Origin of the sequence: Xanthomonas sp. NCPPB 3005 (assembly GCF_041228095.2) — a bacterium.
Classification (GTDB): Bacteria; Pseudomonadota; Gammaproteobacteria; order Xanthomonadales; family Xanthomonadaceae; genus Xanthomonas_A; species Xanthomonas_A bonasiae.
Genome location: NZ_CP166096.2, coordinates 1,327,363 through 1,346,540 on the forward strand (window position 1 = coordinate 1,327,363; position 19,178 = coordinate 1,346,540).

General features: G+C 69.5%; 12 protein-coding genes. 7 read left to right on the top strand and 5 right to left on the bottom strand.

The genetic code is table 11. The features are described from left to right. Positions 1-71: 71 nt before the first annotated feature. Complete coding sequence (locus tag AB8810_RS05730; protein WP_179566805.1) at positions 72-1,076, top strand: class I fructose-bisphosphate aldolase; 1,005 nt, start codon at positions 72-74, stop codon at positions 1,074-1,076. 183 nt (positions 1,077-1,259) lie between these two features. On the opposite strand, the gene AB8810_RS05735 is transcribed toward AB8810_RS05730, so the two are convergent. Further along, positions 1,260-1,958, bottom strand: coding sequence for a response regulator transcription factor (locus AB8810_RS05735; protein ID WP_369915793.1), 699 nt, complete (start codon positions 1,956-1,958; stop codon positions 1,260-1,262). Positions 1,959-2,010: 52 nt separating this feature from the next. Between AB8810_RS05735 and AB8810_RS05740 the strand changes: the two genes are divergently transcribed. Then, complete coding sequence (locus tag AB8810_RS05740) at positions 2,011-4,080, top strand: 7TM diverse intracellular signaling domain-containing protein (protein WP_369915794.1); 2,070 nt, start codon at positions 2,011-2,013, stop codon at positions 4,078-4,080. A gap of 216 nt (positions 4,081-4,296) precedes the next feature. Here the strand turns inward: AB8810_RS05740 and AB8810_RS05745 are convergent, their stop codons facing one another. The 3 genes from AB8810_RS05745 to AB8810_RS05755 form a co-directional block, all read right to left on the bottom strand. Then, entirely contained in the window at positions 4,297-10,038 is a 5,742-nt protein-coding gene (locus AB8810_RS05745) for a GLUG motif-containing protein (RefSeq protein WP_369915795.1), read from the bottom strand. A gap of 13 nt (positions 10,039-10,051) precedes the next feature. Continuing rightward, positions 10,052-11,668: a ShlB/FhaC/HecB family hemolysin secretion/activation protein gene (locus tag AB8810_RS05750; protein ID WP_369915796.1), complete on the bottom strand. Its 1,617-nt coding sequence runs from the start codon at positions 11,666-11,668 to the stop codon at positions 10,052-10,054. A 585-nt stretch (positions 11,669-12,253) separates the two neighbouring features. Next, positions 12,254-12,811 carry an O-acetyl-ADP-ribose deacetylase gene (locus tag AB8810_RS05755; RefSeq protein ID WP_179566797.1) on the bottom strand — a complete coding sequence of 186 codons (558 nt, stop codon included), beginning with the start codon at positions 12,809-12,811 and terminating at the stop codon, positions 12,254-12,256. Between the two features lie 126 nt (positions 12,812-12,937). Between AB8810_RS05755 and AB8810_RS05760 the strand changes: the two genes are divergently transcribed. Next, on the top strand, positions 12,938-13,423 hold the full coding sequence (locus tag AB8810_RS05760) for a hypothetical protein (protein ID WP_369915797.1): 486 nt from the start codon (positions 12,938-12,940) through the stop codon (positions 13,421-13,423). Between the two features lie 123 nt (positions 13,424-13,546). Here the strand turns inward: AB8810_RS05760 and AB8810_RS05765 are convergent, their stop codons facing one another. After that, positions 13,547-14,053: an isoprenylcysteine carboxylmethyltransferase family protein gene (locus tag AB8810_RS05765; protein ID WP_369915798.1), complete on the bottom strand. Its 507-nt coding sequence runs from the start codon at positions 14,051-14,053 to the stop codon at positions 13,547-13,549. Between the two features lie 146 nt (positions 14,054-14,199). On the opposite strand from AB8810_RS05765, the gene AB8810_RS05770 reads away from it, so the two are divergent. The 4 genes from AB8810_RS05770 (at position 14,200) to AB8810_RS05785 (ending at position 19,144) form a co-directional block, all read left to right on the top strand. After that, positions 14,200-14,640 carry a hypothetical protein gene (locus tag AB8810_RS05770; RefSeq protein ID WP_369915799.1) on the top strand — a complete coding sequence of 147 codons (441 nt, stop codon included), beginning with the start codon at positions 14,200-14,202 and terminating at the stop codon, positions 14,638-14,640. Positions 14,641-14,888: 248 nt separating this feature from the next. Continuing rightward, complete coding sequence (locus AB8810_RS05775; RefSeq protein ID WP_369915800.1) at positions 14,889-15,995, top strand: nucleoside hydrolase; 1,107 nt, start codon at positions 14,889-14,891, stop codon at positions 15,993-15,995. Positions 15,996-16,106: 111 nt separating this feature from the next. After that, a complete protein-coding gene (locus AB8810_RS05780) occupies positions 16,107-17,564 on the top strand; it encodes an AtzE family amidohydrolase (protein WP_191824425.1) in 1,458 nt (485 codons plus the stop codon). Further along, complete coding sequence (locus AB8810_RS05785; protein ID WP_369915801.1) at positions 17,564-19,144, top strand: gamma-glutamyltransferase family protein; 1,581 nt, start codon at positions 17,564-17,566, stop codon at positions 19,142-19,144. Before AB8810_RS05780 ends, AB8810_RS05785 begins: the two co-directional genes overlap by 1 nt. The last annotated feature ends 34 nt before the right edge of the window (positions 19,145-19,178 follow it).

The following is a 19,178-nucleotide window of genomic DNA, read 5'->3' on the forward strand; positions in this document are numbered from 1 at the left end:
GCATTCCGTGAAGGAATCGGTAGCGTTTGCCGCGATATACTTCGGGTTTCCCCCCGTGCCATAGGAATTCCATGAGCATCGAACAGCTTGCCGAAACCGCACAGGCGATGGTCGCCCCGGGCAAGGGCATCATCGCGATCGACGAATCCACCAGCACGATCGCCAAGCGCTTCGCCAGCGTCGGCATCGAGAATGTCGAAGAGAACCGCCGCGCGTATCGCGAGCTGCTGCTGACCACGCCGAAGCTGAGCGACCACATCTCCGGCGCGATCCTGTACGACGAGACCATCCGCCAGAAGACCAAGGACGGCGTGCCGTTCCCGAAGTACATGGCCGAGCACGGCATCATTCCCGGGATCAAGGTCGACAAGGGCACGCATCCGCTGGCCGGCATGCCGGGCGAGCTGATCACCGAAGGCCTGGACGGCCTGCGCGCGCGCCTGGAGGAGTACTACAAGCTCGGCGCGCGCTTCGCCAAGTGGCGCGCGGTGATCACCATCGGCGAGGACATCCCGTCGGGCGTGTGCATCGAGACCAACGCGCACGCGCTGGCGCGCTACGCCGCGCTGTGCCAGGAGCAGGGCCTGGTGCCGATGGTGGAGCCGGAAGTGCTGATGGACGGCAACCACGACATCGAGACCTGCTACGAGGTCACCGAAGCCACGCTGCGTTCGCTGTTCGGCGCGCTGTACGAGCAGAACGTGGTGCTGGAAGGCACCATCCTGAAGGCCTCGATGGTCATCGCCGGCAAGGACTGCGACGAGCAGGCCAGCGTCGAGGAAGTGGCCGAGTCCACCGTGATGTGCCTGAAGAGCACCGTGCCGGCGATCCTGCCGGGCATCGTGTTCCTGTCCGGCGGGCAGACCGACGAGCAGTCCACCGCGCATCTCAATGCGATGAACCAGATCGGCACCCTGCCATGGCCGCTGAGCTTCTCCTACGGCCGCGCGATGCAGCAGGCGGCGCTGAAGCTGTGGTCGCAGGACATGAAGGGCAACTTCGCCAAGGCGCAGCAGGTGGTCTACGACCGCGCCAAGGAGAACGGCCTGGCCGCGCTGGGCAAGTGGCAGGACTGAGGTCCAGCTAGTAAAGAGTCCATGAAAAACGCCGGCATCGCCGGCGTTTTTCGTTGCAACGCTCCTTCTCCCATCGGGACCATGGCTCTTTTCGGGGGAAGGAGCCCCGAAGGGGCGGAGGAGGGTAAGGGGCGTAGCCCCTGACAAAGCGTGTTGGCGCGACACACCGCACAAGCCGCGAACTCAAGGCTTCAACGCAGCCGGCGCATGAAACCGGTAACCGCTGTTGCGCAGCGTCTTCACCGGCAGCGGCCGCCCGCTGATCTCCTCCACCCGTCGCCGCAGCCGGTACATCTGCGTGTCCAGCCGGCGCCGGTCGTGGTCGAGGAAGTTCACCCCGAGCGCCTCGGCGATTTCGCGGTGGCCCACGCTTTCGCCGGGCCGGCTCATCAGGCACTTGAGCACCAGCAGATCCTGGTGCGAGAGCGGAACCGACGGCGCGTCGGGCACGTTCAGGCGCGCGGCACCCAGCTCCAGCATCCAGCACGCTTTCTGCAGGCCCAGGCGCCGGCCGAGCGCGGCCAGGGTCGCGGCCAGTTCGTCCAGGTCGGCGCCTTTGCCCAGGTAGTGGTCGGCGCCGATGTCGAGGCCGGTGACGCGATCGCGGCTGGTGTTGCGCGCACTGAACACCACGATGCCCAGCCGTTGCGCGCCTTGCCGCAGTTCGCCGATCAAGTCCAGGCCGCTGCCGTCGGGGAGTCCGATGTCGATCACCGCCAGGCCATGGCGCAGCGGATCGAACCGTTGCCGGAATTCCCTGACGCTGGCCGCGCACGTCGCGGCGTAGCCGAGATCGGCGAGGAACTCGCCGATCTCCTCGCGCAGCACGGGTTCGTCTTCCAGCACGATCACCTCGCCCATCGCGGCAAACTCTTGGTGCATCATTGGCCGCTGTGACTCAAGCGGGTTCGGCGATCGTGCGGTATGGCAAATGATGGCGAAGTGGTTTCGCTGGTTTGTGGGCGCATGGCTGTACTGGGGTGCGGTGGCCTGTGTTGCGGCGCAACCGGGATGGGCGCCGCCTCGAACGTTGCCGCTGACCGCCGCGGCCGAGCCTCTGGATGCGAGCGGATACCTGCAGCGCCTGGACGATCCGCAAGGCCGGCTTGATGCCCGCCAGGCCGCGGCGGCATCCGGCTGGACCCGGTTGCCCGCCAGTCTCAATGCCGGGTTCACCGCCAACACCGTGTGGCTGCGCGTTCCGTTGCGCGTGGACAGTGTAGCGTCCGCGGGCTGGATGCTGCGACTGAGCAATGCCGTCATCGACGATGCGCAGGCCTACGCCAGCGTCGACGGCGGCGCTTGGCAAACGTTGGGCCATAGCGGCGAGAACGTCCGCCGCGACGCTTGGCCAGTGGACTACCGCAGCCCGGTGTTCCAGTTCGCGCCGTCGCGTCCCGGCGACTACGTGATCCTGCTGCGGCTGCAGAGCAAGAACGCGCTGGTCACCCGCCTCGACATCTGGCAGCGACTGCCGTTCGACAACCAGTCGCGGCGCGAGGGGCTGCAGTTCGGCCTGTACTTCGGCTTCTACCTGCTGCTGATCTGCTTGCATCTGCTGTTCTGGAGCGTGACGCGTGCGCCCATGAGCGGCCTGTTCGTCGCCTACCTCGGCGGCTGCGTGCTCAACGAGGCCATGTCGATCGGGCTGGTGCAGCAGGTGACGGGACTGCCGGTGGCGTGGAGCGACCGCCTGCTGGGGATCAGCATCGCCTGCAGCCTGCCGGTGGGATTCCAGATCGCGAGCAGGCAGTTGAACCTGCGCGCCCTGTATCCGCAGTTTGCGCGCTGGTCCATCCGCTTCCTGTGCGCCGCCGCGCTGGTCTGCGCCGCGCTCGTCGCGACCGGGCATTACGCACTTGGCATGCAGCCGGTGCAGACCCTGGCCTTGCTCGGCATCGCGGTGCTGACGGCGCTGGCGCTCCGCCTGCTGTGGAAACGCTACCCGCCCGCGGTGTTCTTCGCGCTCGCCTTCTTCCCGTTCTACCTGGGGGTGATGCTCGGATTCCTGCGCAATCTGGGCCTGGTCCCGGTGAACGCGTGGACCCAGTACGCCACCACCGTCGGCACCATGCTGCACATGACCGTGATGAGTTTCCTGGTCGTTGGCCGCTACGAGCGCCGGCGCCGCATCCGCGAGCGGCGCCACGCCAATGCCGCGGCGGAACTGGCGCGCCGGCACGGCATGCAGCTGGAGCGCGAGGTCGCGCTGCGCACGGCCGAACTGCATGGACAGATCCGCAGGCGGCAACGCCTGGAGGACGAACTGCGCGCCTCGTTGCAAACCGAGCGCAGGGTGATGCAGGAGCAGCGCGAGTTCGTGGCGATGGTGTCGCACGAGTTCCGCACGCCGCTGGCGGTGATCATGACCTCGGCGCAGCAACTGGCGCGCAAGCTGGAGGGACCGATAGAGCGCAACCGCGCGCGCTGCGGCAACATCCATGGCGCGGCGCAACGGCTGCTGGCGCTGGTGGACGAGTACCTCGGCGCCGACCGCATGGACGCGACCACCGCGGACCTGCGGCTGCAGCCCTGCGCGCTGCGCGATCTGCTGGACGCGGTGTGTCGTGACTTCCCGCCGCAGCGCGTGGTCTGCGACCACCAGAGCGACGACGACAGCCTGGTCACCGACAGCGGACTGTTGCGCGTGGCCTTGCGCAACCTGATCGCCAATGCCGATCGCCATTGTCCGCCGGGCGAGCCGATCCGTATCCGCGTGCGCGGGCACGGCGAAGCGCTGCGGGTGGAGATCGCCAATGCGGGCGAGCGCATCGCCGCCGCCGATCGGCAGCGGTTGTTCCAGAAGTACTACCGGGGCGAGAACGCCAGGAACACGCCAGGCGCCGGGCTCGGCCTGTACCTGGTGCGCAGGATCGCCGAGCGTCTCGGCGGCTGGGTGGGGCTGGCCGGGGACGCTGCGGACGCGCCGGTCTGCTTCGTTCTGCTGCTGCCGCGGCGCCCGCAGGCGCAGGTCGAGCCGCTACCGCCAGCGTTCGACGCCTGATCCTTGGCGTTGCGCTCGCGGATTCGGCGTCGCGGCGGCGCCGACATTCGGGCCGCACACGATGGGGCAAACCCACGCGCCGGCTTGCCGCGCGAGAACGGTGTGCCTGTCGGCCAGGCCTTAACCGTTTGGCGAAGACCGCCGCCATTCGTGTTGCGGGAATGGCGGCGGCCTGGCCTCGCGACGCCTCGACGAGGCGTCCGCGGCCGATGCCGGCTACTGGATGATGCAGGTTTCCGCAGGCGCGACGGAGCTGCCCTGGCTGCAGGCGAGCGCGGGGACGCGAACGCCGCCATCGACGATCAGGATGGAATCGGTCGCGGCCGTGGCGGTGCTGCCGCCCGCGGCCTGGGCGCTCGCCGCCAGCTCCCTGGCGGTCTCGTCGTTGCTGGTGCCGGTAGTGCCGGTTTGCGCCGTCGCCGAGACCGAACTGTTGATCGCCTGCACCGTCGAATTTCCCAACTGAATGCCGGTGCCGGGACCGGTATCGCCGCCGGGCAGCACGCTCAACAGGCCATCGACATAGCCGACGGTGTAGTTGGACAGCCCCGCGCCGGTGGCGCCGGAAGCGCTGATCGCGTAGGTGCCGACTGCGGCGCTGGCGGCCGAACCGCTGCTGCTCAGGCCGACGCCGGAGACCGTGTCGCCATTGAGCAGCCCTGACACGGTGTAGCCGGTCAGATTGATGCTGCTGCCGAAGGTCTTGCTGGCATCGGTGGCGACGATGCGCAACGTGGCCGGATCGACGCGCAGGCTGCCATCGACATAGCGGATGACGTAGTTGGACAGTCCCGCGCCGCTGGCACCGGAGGCACCGATCGCGTAGGTGCCGACCGAAGCGGTGGCGGCCGAACCGGCGCTGCTCAGGTCGACGCCGGAAACCGCATCGCCATTGAGCAGGCCGGACACGGTGTAGCCGCTCAGGCCGAGGCTGCTGCCGTAGGTCTTGTTGGCGTCGGTGGCGACGATGCGCAGCGTCGCCGGATCGACCGTCAGGCTGCCATCGACATAGCGGATGACGTAGTTGGACAGTCCCGAACCGCTGGCGTCGGAGGCGCCGATGGCATAGCGGCCGACCCCGGCGGTGGCGGCCGAGCCGCCGCTGCTCAGGGTCACGCCGGCGACCGTGTCGCCACCGATCAGGCCGGACACGCTGTAGCCGTTGAGGCTGGCAGTGCTGCCGTAGGTCTTGCCGGCGTCGCTGGCGGTGACCGTCAGGCTCGCCGGGGTGATGGTGATGCTGCCGGTTGCCGTATAGGCGATGTCGTAGCCCTGCTGGGTGGAATACAGCCCGCCGACCGCGATACCGCCATTGCCCGTGGTGTAGGTTCCCGCGTTCTTGCCGACGGTCGCATAGCTCAACGACGAACCGAGCACCAGGTTGCTGTTGGGGGTGCCGCCCACCGTGTAGCTGGACGTGGTGCCGCTGACGCCGGTGCCGTCGTAGGTCTTGTCCGCGCCGGAGACGGTGGCGGTGACCGTGAGCGACTTCAGGAAGCCGCGCAGCAACGGCGACGTATGGCCCTCGTACATGCGCCAGGTCAGGCCGGTCCCGCCCTTGTCGTCGATGTTCCAGCCGGCGTCGGTGAAGGTGGACAACGTGGTCAGCTGGTTCCAGGTCTTGCCGCCGCTGTAGCCGTCGATGCTGCCGCCGGCATTGCCGGCGACGTTCAAGCCGGTGTTGATCGCGTTACCGTTGGCATCGGTGGTGGCGAAGAAGCTGGCGACGATGCTGCCGTTGGAATTGGAACCGACCAGGCCGCCGACCGCATTGCTGCCGGTCACGCTGCCGGTGGCATAGGAATCGCGCAGCGTGTTGTTGTAGTTGACGCCGACCAGGCCGCCGACATACGCGCTGCCCGAGACATTGCCGCTGGCGTAGGTGTTGGCGATGGTGCCGTTGTAGTTGTAGCCGGCCAGCCCGGCGACATACATGTCGCCGGTCGCGGTGCCGGTGGCGTAGGCGGTCGCGATGCTGCCCTCGTCGTTGTAGCCGACCAGCCCGCCGATGTAATCGTCGCCGGAGACATTGCCCATGGCGTAGACCGTGCCGACGCTCGCCGAATCGTTGTAGCCGACCAGGCCGCCGACATAGCTCCCGCCCGACACGTTGCCGCTGGCGTAGGCCGATTCGATGCTGCCGCCGGACAGGCTGCCGACCAGGCCGCCGGTGTCGTAGGTGGTACCGGTCACGGCGCCGGTCGCATACACGTTACCGATCGTGGTGCTGGAACTGCGGCCGACCAGGCCGCCGACGCTCTTGGTTCCGGAGACGTGTCCGCTGGCGTAGGCATTGTGGATGCTGCTGGACGCGGCGAGGCCGACCAGGCCGCCCGCGCTGGCGGTGGTCGCGGTGACGTCGCCGCCGGCATGGGCGTTCTGGATGCTGCTCTGGGTCGCGCTGCCGATGAGGCCGCCGACGTTGTTGCCGGTGGACGAACTGGTGCTGGTCACGTTGCCGCTGGCGCGGACATCGTCGTAGGTGCCCTGATAGTCGTTGCCGACCAGGCCGCCCACGGTGCTGCCGCCGGACACCGTGCTGGTCGACGACGAGGCGGACACCGATCCGGCGTTGTTGCTGCCGATCAGGCCGCCGACGTAGTTGCCGCTGTATGCGCCGCCGCTGGCGACGACGCTGCCTGCGGTCTGCGCGCCGGAGATCGCGCCGCCGTCGTTGTAGCCGACCAGGCCGCCGACGAAGTTGCCGGTGCCGGCCACGCTGCCCGCGGCGGAGACGCCGCTGAGGGTGCCGGCGTTCTGGCCGACCACGCCGCCGACATAGGCCAGGCCCGAGATGCTGCTGCCGGTCAGCGCGAGATTGCGGATCGCGCTGCCGCTGCCGGTCACGCCGAACAGGCCGACGCTGTTTTCGGCGCCGCGGGCGATGCTCAGGCCGCTCACCGTGTGGCCGTATCCGTTCAAGCTGCCGGTGAAGGCGTGCGTGGCTTCGCCGACCGGATCGAAGCCGGCGCTGCTCCACATGCCGCTGGCGTTGCTGCCGGAGGTCTGGCTGGCATCGATGTCGGTGGACACGGTGTAGCTGGCCGCCAGGTTGTAGGCCATCAACTGCAACTGGTGGGCGTTGCCGATGCGGGTGCTGTACTCGCTGGCCAGGAACGGGCGCGTCTGCCCCTCGATCATGATCCAGGCCGCAGTGCCGTTGCTGTCCGTGGCCACGTAGACGTCGCTGGTGCCGCCGACCAGCGACCAGGTGCCCAGCGCGCCGTAGCTGGCGTGGGCATAGCGGCTGCCGCTGCCGATGCTGGCGACGTTGGACGAGGTCGAATTCTCGAAGCTGTAGCCGATCGCATTGGCCTGTCCGGAACTGCTCGCGTCCCAGTAGGCATTGCTGAGGCTCGAGTTGTAGCGGTGGTAGCCGACCAGGCCGCCGACCGACGCCGCCGACGTATTGGTGGCGGTCACGGTGCCGGTCGCGTAGACGTGATCGAGAGTCGCCTCGTAGGTATAGCCCACCAGGCCGCCGACCTCCGACGTCGCGCTGACGTTTCCGGTCGCATAGGCTCCGCTGATCGAGCTGCCGACGATCTGCCCGACCAGGCCGCCGGCGTTGTTGCCGGAGGCGGACACGTTGCCGGAGGCGTAAACGTTGGCGAGGGCGCCGGAGCTATAGCCGACCAGGCCGCCGACATAGGCCTGGCCCGTCACATTGCCGGTGGCATAGGACGCGCTGACGGTGCCGGTATTGGACCCGACCAAACCGCCTGCGTAGCGGTAGGTGCCGCTGACGTTGCCGGTCGCGTACGCATCGCTGATGGTGCCGCCGTTGTAGGCGACCAGCCCGCCGAAATAGGTTCCGCTCGCGCTGACCGCGCTGCTGGAATGGCTGGCGGTGATGGTGCCGTCGGCGTTGTAGCCGACCAGTCCGCCGACGTAGTTGGCGCCGCCGACGCTGCCCGTGGCGTAGACGTTGCTGAGCGTGGCCCGGCTGGTGCCGGCGAGGGCGCCGACATAGTTGCTACCGATGACGCTGGCGTTGACCAGGCCCAGGTCGCGGATGGTCGCGGTGCCGACATAGCCGAACAGGCCGACGTAGTTGTTCCCCGAGTTGATGCTCAGGTTGCTGATCGTGTGGCCCAGGCCGGCGAAGGTGCCGGAGAACTCGCCGGAGACCGTGCGGGCGATGATCGGTGACCCATAGGTGGTGCCGCTGGCGTCCAGGTCCGCGGCCAGCGCGTAGTTGCCGGTATTGCCCACCACGTTCTGCAGATCGTCCAGGGAGCGCAGCAGGGTGTAGGCGTCGCCATTGATGCTCAGCTGGGCGTTGCTGCCGCTGAGCGTGACCGGTGCGTTGACGCGGTAGTCGCTGCCGCTGGTGACGGCGCCGTTGGCGGTGTAGCCGCCGTAGTTCAGCACCAGGCCGGCGTTGTTGCCGGTGGCGGTGATCGCGGCATTGAGGTTGATGTCGTTGTAGGCATCCAGGGTCAGCGTGGAGTTGCCGCCCCAACTGATCGCCGCGTTCACGTTGATGTCGCCGCTGCCGCTGGTCACGGTGCCGGGGCCGCTGGCGGTGGTGCTGGTGGTGATCAGGGTGACGTTGGTGCCGCCGTCCAGCGTGCTGCCGATGGTGCCTGCGGCGGCGCTGTCCACGGTCAGGTCTTCCGGATCCACCAGCCAGGTGCCGGCGCTGCCGTTGCCGGCTGCCTTGGCGCCGACGGCGATGCCGCCGAAGTCCACGTGGTGGCCGCTGGTCTCGATGCTGCCGCCGTCGCCGCTGCCGGCGGCATTGGCGCGCAGGCTGCCATGTACCGCGGTATCGCCGTTGGACCAGACCACGATCGAGCCGCCGTTGCCGTGCGCGGTGGCGCTGGCGTCGAGCACGCTGCCGCTGCCGACCGTGGCCGAGCTGGCCTGCAGCAGGTTTTCGCCGCCCTGGTAGCCGCCGCCGATCCGGATGCTGCCGCCGGCGTCGGTGCCGCGCGCATCGATGCGGCCGCTGACCGTCACGCCGGCATCGGACAGGACCTGCACGCTGCCGCCGCGGCTGCCGGAGACGTCGATGCTGCCGCTGCTGGCCACATCGCCGCCGTTGGCGACCAGCCGGATGCTGCCGCCGGAGGTGTCGATGGCGGAGGCTTCGAGCGCGCCGGTGTTGTTGACCAGCAGCTCGGACAGGCCGGTGCTGGCCGCCTGCAGCAGGATCTGCCCGCCGCCGGCGGTGAGCGTGCCGCTGTTCTCCACGGCCGCGCCGGTGCCGCTCGCCGCCTGGGTGGAGGCGGCGAGCAACTGCAGGCCGATCGCGCCGGCCGCGTCCATCGTCACCTGCACCTGGTCGGCGGAGAGCAGCCGGATGGCGCCGCCGTTGGCGCTGATCGTGCCGCTGTTGGCGACATGGTTGCCGACCAGGTTGACCGAGCCGCCGTCGGCGGCGGTGATCCGTCCATGGTTGATCACGCTGGCGGCCGCGGCATCGCCGCGGCCGAGCAGGTAGCCGTCGCCGTCGTCGTCGGCCAGGCCCAGCGAGCTGGCGACCAGGCCGCCGACATTGACCTGGGCATGGCGGCCGAACAGGATGCCGGCCGAGTTGATCAGGAACACGTTGCCGTTGGCGCGCAGGCTGCCGTCGATGGCGCTGGCGCCATGGCTGGCATCGATCAGGTTGAGCGCCACCGCCGAGCTGGAGGGCTGGGCGAACACCACGCTGGCGTCCTTGCCGATGTTGAAGCTGTTCCAGTTGAGCACGGCCTTGGCCGCGTTCTGGTCGATGGTCAGCGTGCTGCCGTGCTGCGACACGCTGGCGCCGGTGGCGCTGGACAGCGAGGGCAGGCCGCTGGCGTGCGCCGGCGCGGCCAGCGCCCAGGCCAGGGCGAACGGCAGCAGCGGCGCCAGCAGGCGCGCGGCGCCGGAGGTGCCGCCGCCGGCGTGGCCGGCGGCGACTTCGGAGGCGACCTGGAGCACGCCGAGATTGCGGTTGAAGACGAGGCGGTAGATGCGGTTCATGGCGTTCCCCAGATCAGAAAGTGAGGCCGAAGCGGGCCCAGTAACGTACGTTCTTGCCGTCGGCCGGCTCGGTGCCGCCGGTCGGCTTGGCCGCGGCCAGGTCGAACGACAGGCCCTGCCAGTGGGGAAGGCGGAAGTTCAGGCCGACGCCGGGTCCCTGGAAAGTGGTGACGGCGTCGTAGACGGCACGGTTGGCTCCGTTGGGATAGACCCGGCCGTAGTCGTAGAACACGCTGGCGGTCAGCAGTTCGCCCCAGGGGCGGCCGCCGAACGGCGAGGCGGCGCCGGCGAAGCCCGGCGCGTCGATCTGGTATTCCAGGCTGGAGTCGAAGCCGCGGTCGCCCAGCGCGCCGCCGAGCGCGAAGGCGCGCACGCTGGTCGGGCCGCCGAGCGAGAACTGCTCCAGCGGCGTGAGCGCATCGTCGCTGTATTGGCCGTTGAGGCGCAGCTGCAGGCGCTGGGTGGCGGTCAGGCCCTGCAGGCGGGTGTAGGCGAGGCGGGCGACCAGGAAGTGGCGGTCGTGCTGCGCGTACAGGTAGTCGGTGCGTTGCGAGTCGTCGTCCAGCGCGCTGCGCACGCTGAGCTGCAGGGCGTCGATCGCATGCCGCTGGCGATCGTCATGGCGCAAGGCGGTGCCGAGTTCGACCACGTCGAACTTCTGCTTGGACAGCAGCACGCCCAGGCCCTGGATGCGCGAGCTTTCCTGGATCAGGTGCAGCCAGGCCTGCATGCGCCAGGCGTCGGTGTTGCGGAACTTCCAGTCCAGGCCCAGCGATTTCTGCTGGGTCGGGCCCTGGATGCCCAGCGCGGCGAAGGCGCCGGTGTCCAGGTTGATCAGGCTGCGGGTGTAGGCGGCATTGACGCTCAGGCCGTCGACGTCGGCGATCGGCACCTGGTAGGCGAAACTGCCTTGCCAGTTGTTGGCCGGGTCCAGCGCATAGGCGTAGCTGGCGGAGAGGTGGTCGCCCAGGCCGAGCGGATTGTTCCAGTCCACGCCGAGCTGGGCGCGATAACGGCCGATGCTCTCGGTGCCGTAGTTGCTGGCGCCGACGCTGACCTGCAGCGGGCGGTCCTCGCTGGCCTGGATCACCACGTCGGTCTCGCCCAGCTGCGCGCCGGGCTTGAGCACCGAGGTGACGGACACGCCGGGCAGGTCGCGTGCGTAGAGCAGCGCCGACTGCAGGTCCTGCTGGCGCAGGATCTGGCCCTGCAAGGCCAGCGCGGGGCTGGCGATGAGGCGGTCGTCGTAGCGGCGCGTGCCCTCGACGGTGATCTTGCCGACGCGGCCTTCGGCGACGCGGATCTCGACGCTGCGATCGGCGCCGATGGTCTGCACCGGCAGGTAGGCGCGGGCGACCAGGAAGCCGGCCTGGCGATAGGCCTGGGTCAGGGCATCGGCGATCTGCTGCAGCTGGGCGAAGCTGAGCTGGGCCGGCAGCGCCTGGCCGCCGAGTTCGCGCAGGCGCGCATCGGCCAGCGCCTGCAGGCGCTGCGGGGTGATGTCCTGGCGCGGATGTTCGCCGACGCCGGTCACGCGGATGGCCTGGACGGCGATGGGTGCCGCCGCCGCGGCAGGCGTACTGGCTGGGACGGCGGCCGCATCCTGGGCGAAGGCGGCAGGGCAGGCCATGACCAAGGCAAGGCTGGTCGCCCACGGCAGGACGAACAGGGCTTTCGCCAGCGCATTCGGACGCGGGTGACGGCAAGAGGTCTTGGTCATTGTGAAGTAAAAATAGTGTGAAGTTGGCGCAATGTATCGCCGCCACTGCGCGCCAATCTGAGCAAATCTGAGCGCGCCCCCGTGAAAGCTGTCACACCCTGACAGCGTGAGGGGAAAATCCCTACAGCGGACGTCTCAGGCCATCGCCTGCGCAGCAGTGTGCGAAGCATGGCGAGGTAGTGGCGATGCCCGCGCGAGCAGCGGGGGATGGCGCCACAACGCTGTGCGCGGGGAGCTTGCAGGCCGTCGCTGGCGTAGACCAACTGCCGCGGTGTGCATGCCAGACCTTGGCGGCGGCGTCATCGCAGGCTCGCCGCTTCGGTACCGCATGCCAGCTGTCGGGCGCCGAGTCTTTCGGCAACCGGGATGCGCATGGGCTGGCTGGGTAGGGTGCTCGGCAGGCTACGCCAGGACCGATCGCGGAAACACGGCCGGATGCAGTCCAGGTTGGATGAGCGCGACGCCTCCCCGCGGATGCAGCAGCGTCGGGGCGGCTCAGGCCACCTGCGTCTGCGCCGCCTGCAGCAACGAGACCTGCATCAGCGCCTGCTGGTAGGCCTTGTAGGCGGCCTCGTTGTAGGCGACCAGGATCACCCGCTTCGGCACCGCATGCGCGCGCTGCCAGGCGGTGGTTTCGGCCACCGCGATGCGCGCGGCCTGGTGCAGCGGATACCCGTAGACGCCGCAGCTGATCGCCGGAAACGCCACCGAGTGCAGGCCCATCTGTTCGGCCAGGCGCAGCGAGCGCCAGTAGCAGTTGGCCAGCAGTGCCTGCTCGTCGTGCGCGCCGTCGCGCCATACCGGACCGACGGTGTGCAGCACATGGCGTGCCTTGAGCCGGTAGCCGGCGGTGGCGCGAACCTCGCCGACCGGGCAGCGCACGCCGGGCTTGAGTTCCGGAAGCCGCAGGCATTCGTCCAACAGCTGCGGACCGGCGGCGCGATGGATCGCCCCGTCCACGCCGCCGCCGCCGAGCAGGGATTCGTTGGCGGCGTTGACGATGGCGTCCACGTCCAGTTCGGTGATGTCGCCTTGCCAGATTTCGATCTTCATGCCGGGATCTTTATGGGATTCCAATGATGGAAACGTGATGAACGTGGAGTTCGCGCCGCGCCGATGCAACGGCGGCTTAACTGGCGAACGGCAAGACTGCAGCGTCTTCATCTCAGCGCCTGCGACATGAACCGGAACCAGCCGTCACCCCCCATCGCCGAGGCCCTGGCGCGTGGCGAGATCGTCAAGGCAATCAAGCTGTTGCGCGCGCAGAGCGGCATGGACCTGCGCAGCGCCAAGCTGCAGGTGGACGCGTGGCTGCAGGCCGGCGCGGCGCAGGCGGTCGCGGAGATGCTCGACCGGCATGCCGGCGCCGCCCAGACCCCAACCGGGGCATCGCTGCGCGCGGACACGGATCGGTTGCCGCCGGCGGCGTTGCTGGCGCTGGGCCAGGGGCAGCTGCTGCAGGCGATCAAGCTGACCCGCGAGCAGCATCCGGGCATGCGCCTGCGCGAGGCCAAGGAATTGGTCGAGCGTTACCGCGACCGCAATGCGCCGCGCGCAGGCACACCGCCGACCGTGGCCGGCGGCGATCGCCCCGGCGCGTGGCTGTGGGGCATGCTGGTGCTGCTGCTGGCGGCCGCGGCGACGTTCTGGTGGCTGCGCGCCTAGCGGAGTGTTCTAAGAACTGTTTGGCAGGTTGTGGGAGCGAGCAAGCCAGCGAGATCTGAGGCTTGCCGAGGCGAGCGCAGTTGCGCTCCAGCGCGACGCATCCGATTCCCCATGCGGCGCAGCCTACAGCCAGCGCCTCACCTGCGCGCAATAGCGGGCGTAAGCGCTGCCGAAGCGCTCGCGCAGGCGCGCCTCCTCGAACGGGATCACCACGCGTTGTAAGGCAAGTAACGGCAACGGAAGCAGCAGGAGCGCCCACGGCCAGCCGATCTGCACGCACAGGCCGACGTAGCTCAGCACCAGGCTCAGGTACATCGGGTTGCGCGTGTAGCGGTACGGGCCGCGCAGCACCAGGCTGGACGGCGCACGCTCGGGCAGGATCGTGGTACGGCGCTGCGCGAACAGCACGAAGCAGGCCAGCGCCAACAGCAGGCCGGCGCCGGCGATGACGCCGCCCGCGATCTGTATCCACGCCAGTGCGCGGCCCTGCGGCAATGGCAGGGAGAACATGCGTTGCAGCAAGGCGCCAAGCAGCAGCGCGACGAAGAAATGCGCCGGCGAAGTCGAGCGCACCAGCAGCGGCACGTGTGCAGATCGGCAATGGTCCGGCCTCGAAACTCGATTGCTCAACGCTCCCTCCCCAGTTCCAAGGCTCCTAGCGCGGCTACTTTACCGTGTCGTCGCCTGCAGGCGTCAAGGCGGACGTGCCTGGGGAAAGGTGGCGAAAGCTACACTGCTCGACTCGAATAACGAAGCATTGTGTCGAAGGAAGAGGCATGAGCGAATTGGCGGATTTCCATCTTTTCTGGGGCGCTGCGATGGGGGTGGCGGAAAAGCTATCCGCGTCGGTGGAGGAGGGTGCGGACGATTTCGTCAAGGGTCTTTACGGCGAATACGTCGCGCAGGGTTCTCCGAAAAACAAGAAGAAATGGTTGTCTGAGCGCCTGAAAAACGAGTTCCTTTGTTTGAACGAGAAGCCGGTGTGGGTGGGTGAGCCGGCCTGGGCATACCATCAGGGACAGCCCATGGTGTTCCTGCACCAGGTGCTGGTTTCGCCTTCGGCGCAGCACATCAAGGAAAAGCTGTCGCTTGGCGATACCGTCTACGTGTTTGGATCGAGGCATCGTCTCGAGAGGCCGGGCGAGGAGTGGTCTGACGTTTATCGGACGGTGGTCCAGACCTTCGAAGGCAACACCGCATACGAGATCCTGCAATAGGGGCGCTGCAGATCCGGTGCTCGGCTGGCGAGGGGGCATATCGCTGGCAGGGCCGGGGACGCCGGCCGCAGTCGCAGGGTGCGCACGTTGCGCTTGCCGATGCGCCGTTGCCGAGACGGTTGATGGTGCCTTCGGCGCAAACCCCGCTACCCTAGGCGACCCGCTCCGATGCCGGCATTCGCCAAAGCGTCGGCATTGTGGGCGCGCTGCGAAGCGCCTCGCATTCCCTTCCTTGCCGGTCCCGATCCATGTCCACACCGCAAGCTTCCGCCGACACCGCCTCCGTTTCGCGCCGCCGCGTCATCCTCGAAGACGACATCGACGGCTTCACTCCCGCGCAGCTGCTGTTGCTGCAATCGCCCGAGGTCGAGGTGCTCGGCATCTCGGTGGTCAGCGGCAACATCTGGCGCGACGAAGCGCTGGCGCACACGCGCCGCCTGCTGGAAATCGCCGGGCGCGGCGAGGTGCCGGTGCTGCCCGGGCCGGTGCATCCGCTGCTCAACAGCGAGCTGGCCACCGAGCGCTGGGAAGCGCTGTACGGCAAGCTGCTGTGGAAGGGCGCGTGGACCCGGCAATGGATCGAGCACGACACCGTGCAGAGTTCGCCGCGCTACCACGCGCACGACGTGGTGCCGGACCTGGCGCTGGGCAATCCGTCGGTGGTGCACGTCGCGGACGAGCCGGCGGCGCTGTTCATGCTCCGCAAGGTGCGCGAGTTTCCCGGCGAAGTCAGCATCGTCGCCACCGGCCCGTTGACCAATCTGGCGCTGGCGCAGCGGCTGGATCCGCAATTCGCGTCGCTGGCCAAGGAACTGGTGTACATGGGCGGCAGCCTCAACCCGCGGCAGCGGCGCGACAGCGTGTCGGCGCGGCAGTTCGCGCGCGAGTTCGTCAATTCGCCGCGGCGCGAATTCAACATCCGCTGGGACCCGGAAGCGGCCAGCATCGTGATGCGCTCGCCGTGGCGCAAGATGGTGATGGTGCCGGTGGATCCGTCCACCGCCACCGAGCTGACCCCGCAGCTGCTGGCGCGGATGAGCGCCGCCGACACGCCGATCGGCCATGCGCTGCGCCGGCGCGAGCCCGGCTTCCCGCTGTGGGACGAGCTGGCCACCGCGCTGTGGCTGCATCCGGAACTGGCCACCGTCACCGAGACGCTGTACGTGGACACCAACACCGAGTTCGGCGCCGGCTACGGCGACATCCTGTCGTGGGCGCCGGGCTACCAGCCCGGCCTCGGCGAACAGGCGCAGCAGGTGGTGCGCGAGGTCGATGTGGACGCGATCGAACGCCTGCTGGTGGAACGCCTGACCGCGCCGCAGCCGCCGGCGCTGGGCGTGCCGTTGCCGGGCTGAGGCGTTCCAACGCGACTGTTCGCAGAGGGGGAGTCTTGCGCGAACCGCGCGTCGCAGGCGACTCTGCGGATCGACAGCGCGCGTCGGCCCCCACTCATCGAGACAACCGTCATGCAGATTCCACAGACGTGGCAAGCCGGCATCCAGCGCAATACCGAGCTGTTGCGTGGCTACGCGCAACTGCTGCAGGAGTTCTCCGCGCCGCCGCTGCCGCCAACCGCGGATGGCGCCGGCGCCATCGCCACGCTGGTCGCGGCCACGCGCGCCGATGGCGCGGCCGCGCAGCGCCACGCGCAGCAGGCGCTGGCGCAGATCGAACGCGGGAATCCGCGGTTGTGTGCGGTGACGCGGCCATTGCCGGCGCGTGCCGAGGCCGATGCCGCGCGCGTGCAGGCGGCGCTGGCCGGCGGCGGCGAGGGCGGTGCGCTGGCCGGGGTGCCGTTCGTGGTCAAGGACCTGTTCGACGTGGCCGGCCTGCCGACCACCGCCGGCGCCGCGTTGCGCGCCGCCGTGCCGCCGGCCACGCACGACGCGGCGGTGGTACGGCGCCTGGCCGATGCCGGCGCGGTGCTGGTCGGCACCGCCAACATGGATGAATTCGCCTACGGCTTCGCGACGGTCAACGCGCATTACGGCACCACTGCCAATCCGCACGATCTGCAGCGCCTGGCCGGCGGTTCTTCCGGTGGCTCGGCCGCGGCGGTGGCGGCGCGCTGGGTGCCGTTCGCGCTGGGCTCGGACACCAACGGCTCGATCCGCGTGCCGGCGGCGCTGTGCGGCATCTACGGGCTGCGCCCGAGTCACGGCAGTCTGGAGATGGACGGCGTGTTCCCGTTCGTCGAGGCCTTCGACGTGGTCGGCCCGTTCGCGACCTCGGTCGCCGACCTGCGCACGGTGTACGCGGCGATGCGCGGGCACAGCCTGGCGCCGGTGGACACCGCTGCGTTGCGCGTGGCGCGGCTGGGCGGCTGGTTCCAGCGCAACCTCGATCCGGAGCTGGAGGCCGGCCTGGCCGCGCTGCATGCCGCGCTCGGCGGCCATGCGTTGCGCGAACTGCCGCAGGCCGAACGCGCGCGCGCCGCGGCGTTCGTGATGACCGCGGCCGAAGGCGGCTATCGCCACCGCCAGGCGCTGGCCACGCACGGCGCGCGTTTCGATCCGGCCACGCGCGATCGCCTGCTCGCCGGCCTGCAGCTGCCGGCGGCGGCCATCGCCGATGCCCAGCGCTTCGGCGCCTGGTTCGCTGGCGCGATGCAGCGTCTGTGGGACGAGGTCGATGTGCTGCTGGCGCCGGCCACGCCGTGCGCGGCGCCGCGCATCGATCAGGAGACGATCCAGATCGACGGCGTGGCGGTGTCGGCGCGCGCCAACCTCGGCATCTTCACCCAGCCGCTGGGCCTGGCGCGTTGCCCGGTGCTGGCCGCGCCGCTGTACCGTCCCGGGCGCCTGCCGCTGGGCGTGCAACTGATCGCCGCGCCGGGACGCGAGGACCGCCTGTTTGCGCTCGCCGCGCAGCTGGAACGCGATGGCCTGATCGGTTCGACCCCGCCGTCGCTGGAGCCGCGCTGATGTTGCACACCTTGCGTTCCCGGCGCGGCATGGTGGTCGCGCCGCACCATCTCGCCGCGCAGGCCGGGCGCGATGTGCTGCGCGACGGCGGCAACGCGGTGGAAGCCGCGGTGGCGACCGCGGCGTGCCTGGCCGTGGTCTATCCGCACATGACCGGCATCGGCGGCGACGGCTTCTGGCTGATCGCCGAAGCCGATGGCCGCGTGCAGGCGATCGATGCCTGCGGCCGCGCCGCGCAGGAGGCCACGCTGCAGCACTACGCCGGGCAGGCGGCGATTCCCTGGCGCGGTCCGGGCGCGGCCAACACCGTCGCCGGCACCGTGTCCGGCTGGGCGCTGGCATTGCAGCAGAGCGACGCGCAGCTGCCGCTGCAGCGCCTGCTCGAGGACGCCATCCACCACGCCGCGGCCGGCGTGCCGGTCACCCTCGGCGGTGCCGGCGTCGCCGCGGCCAAGAGCGCCGAACTGCGCGTGCAGCCGGGCGCCTATGCGGCGATCTTCGAAGCTGCCGGCCGGCCGTTGCGCGAAGGCGAGCTGCTGCGCCAGCCGCAGCTTGCCGCCACCCTGCAGCGCCTGGCCGCGGACGGCCTGGACGATTTCTATCGCGGCGCGCTGGCGGCCGACATCGCCGCCGATCTGCAGGCCCTGGGCAGTCCGCTGCGCGCCAGCGACCTGGCCGCGCACCGAGCCGAGGCCAGCGTGCCGCTGTCGGTGGCGATCGCCGGCGCGCGCCTGTACAACCACGCACCTCCGACCCAGGGCCTGGCCTCGCTGCTGATCCTTGCGTTGTTCGATCGTCTGGCCGTCGACCAGGCAGACGGCTACGCGCACCTGCACGGGCTGATCGAAGCGACCAAGCAGGCATTCCTGGTGCGCGACGCACACATCGGCGACCCGGCCTGGATGACGCTGGACGCGCAAGCCTTGCTCGACGACGCCGGCGCGCTCGACGCGATGGCCGCACGCATCGATCCCGCGCGCGCGCTGCCGTGGCCGCAGCCCTCGCAGGCCGGCGACACGGTGTGGTTCGGCGCGATCGACGGCGCCGGCCGCGCGGTCAGCTGCATCCAGTCCACCTATTTCGAATTCGGTTCCGGGCTGGTGCTGCCGCGCAGCGGCATCGTCTGGCAGAACCGCGGCTGCAGCTTCCGTCTCGCCGCCGACGGTTGGAACGCGCTGGCGCCGGGGCGCAAGCCGTTCCACACGCTCAATCCGGCGCTGGCACGTTTCGACGACGGCCGGCTCATGGCCTACGGCACCATGGGCGGCGAAGGCCAGCCGCAGACCCAGGCGGCACTGTTCAGCCGCTATGCGCGTTTCGACATGCCGTTGCAGCAAGCGCTCAGCGCGCCGCGCTGGTTGCTCGGCCGCACCTGGGGCGAGGACAGCACCACGCTCAAACTGGAGGACCGCTTCGATCCCGCCGTGGTGCAGGCATTGCGCGCGGCCGGTCATGTCGTCGAACTGTTGCCGCCGTTCACCTCGGTGATGGGCCACGCCGGCGCGCTGGTACGCGAGACCGACGGCACGCTGTGCGGCGCCAGCGACCCGCGCAGCGATGGCGCGGTCGCGGGCTGGTAGTCAGCGCCTGCGGCTTGCGATGGCAATGTCCCAC

What these genes read in the sequence shown, in the direction of transcription:
- AB8810_RS05730 (WP_179566805.1), top strand. Translation starts at nt 72, where the DNA reads ATGAGCATCGAACAGCTTGCCGAAACCGCACAGGCGATGGTCGCCCCG.
- AB8810_RS05735 (WP_369915793.1), bottom strand. Translation starts at nt 1,958, where the DNA reads ATGCACCAAGAGTTTGCCGCGATGGGCGAGGTGATCGTGCTGGAAGAC.
- AB8810_RS05740 (WP_369915794.1), top strand. Translation starts at nt 2,011, where the DNA reads ATGGCGAAGTGGTTTCGCTGGTTTGTGGGCGCATGGCTGTACTGGGGT.
- AB8810_RS05745 (WP_369915795.1), bottom strand. Translation starts at nt 10,038, where the DNA reads ATGAACCGCATCTACCGCCTCGTCTTCAACCGCAATCTCGGCGTGCTC.
- AB8810_RS05750 (WP_369915796.1), bottom strand. Translation starts at nt 11,668, where the DNA reads ATGGCCTGCCCTGCCGCCTTCGCCCAGGATGCGGCCGCCGTCCCAGCC.
- AB8810_RS05755 (WP_179566797.1), bottom strand. Translation starts at nt 12,811, where the DNA reads ATGAAGATCGAAATCTGGCAAGGCGACATCACCGAACTGGACGTGGAC.
- AB8810_RS05760 (WP_369915797.1), top strand. Translation starts at nt 12,938, where the DNA reads ATGAACCGGAACCAGCCGTCACCCCCCATCGCCGAGGCCCTGGCGCGT.
- AB8810_RS05770 (WP_369915799.1), top strand. Translation starts at nt 14,200, where the DNA reads ATGAGCGAATTGGCGGATTTCCATCTTTTCTGGGGCGCTGCGATGGGG.
- AB8810_RS05775 (WP_369915800.1), top strand. Translation starts at nt 14,889, where the DNA reads ATGTCCACACCGCAAGCTTCCGCCGACACCGCCTCCGTTTCGCGCCGC.
- AB8810_RS05780 (WP_191824425.1), top strand. Translation starts at nt 16,107, where the DNA reads ATGCAGATTCCACAGACGTGGCAAGCCGGCATCCAGCGCAATACCGAG.
- AB8810_RS05785 (WP_369915801.1), top strand. Translation starts at nt 17,564, where the DNA reads ATGTTGCACACCTTGCGTTCCCGGCGCGGCATGGTGGTCGCGCCGCAC.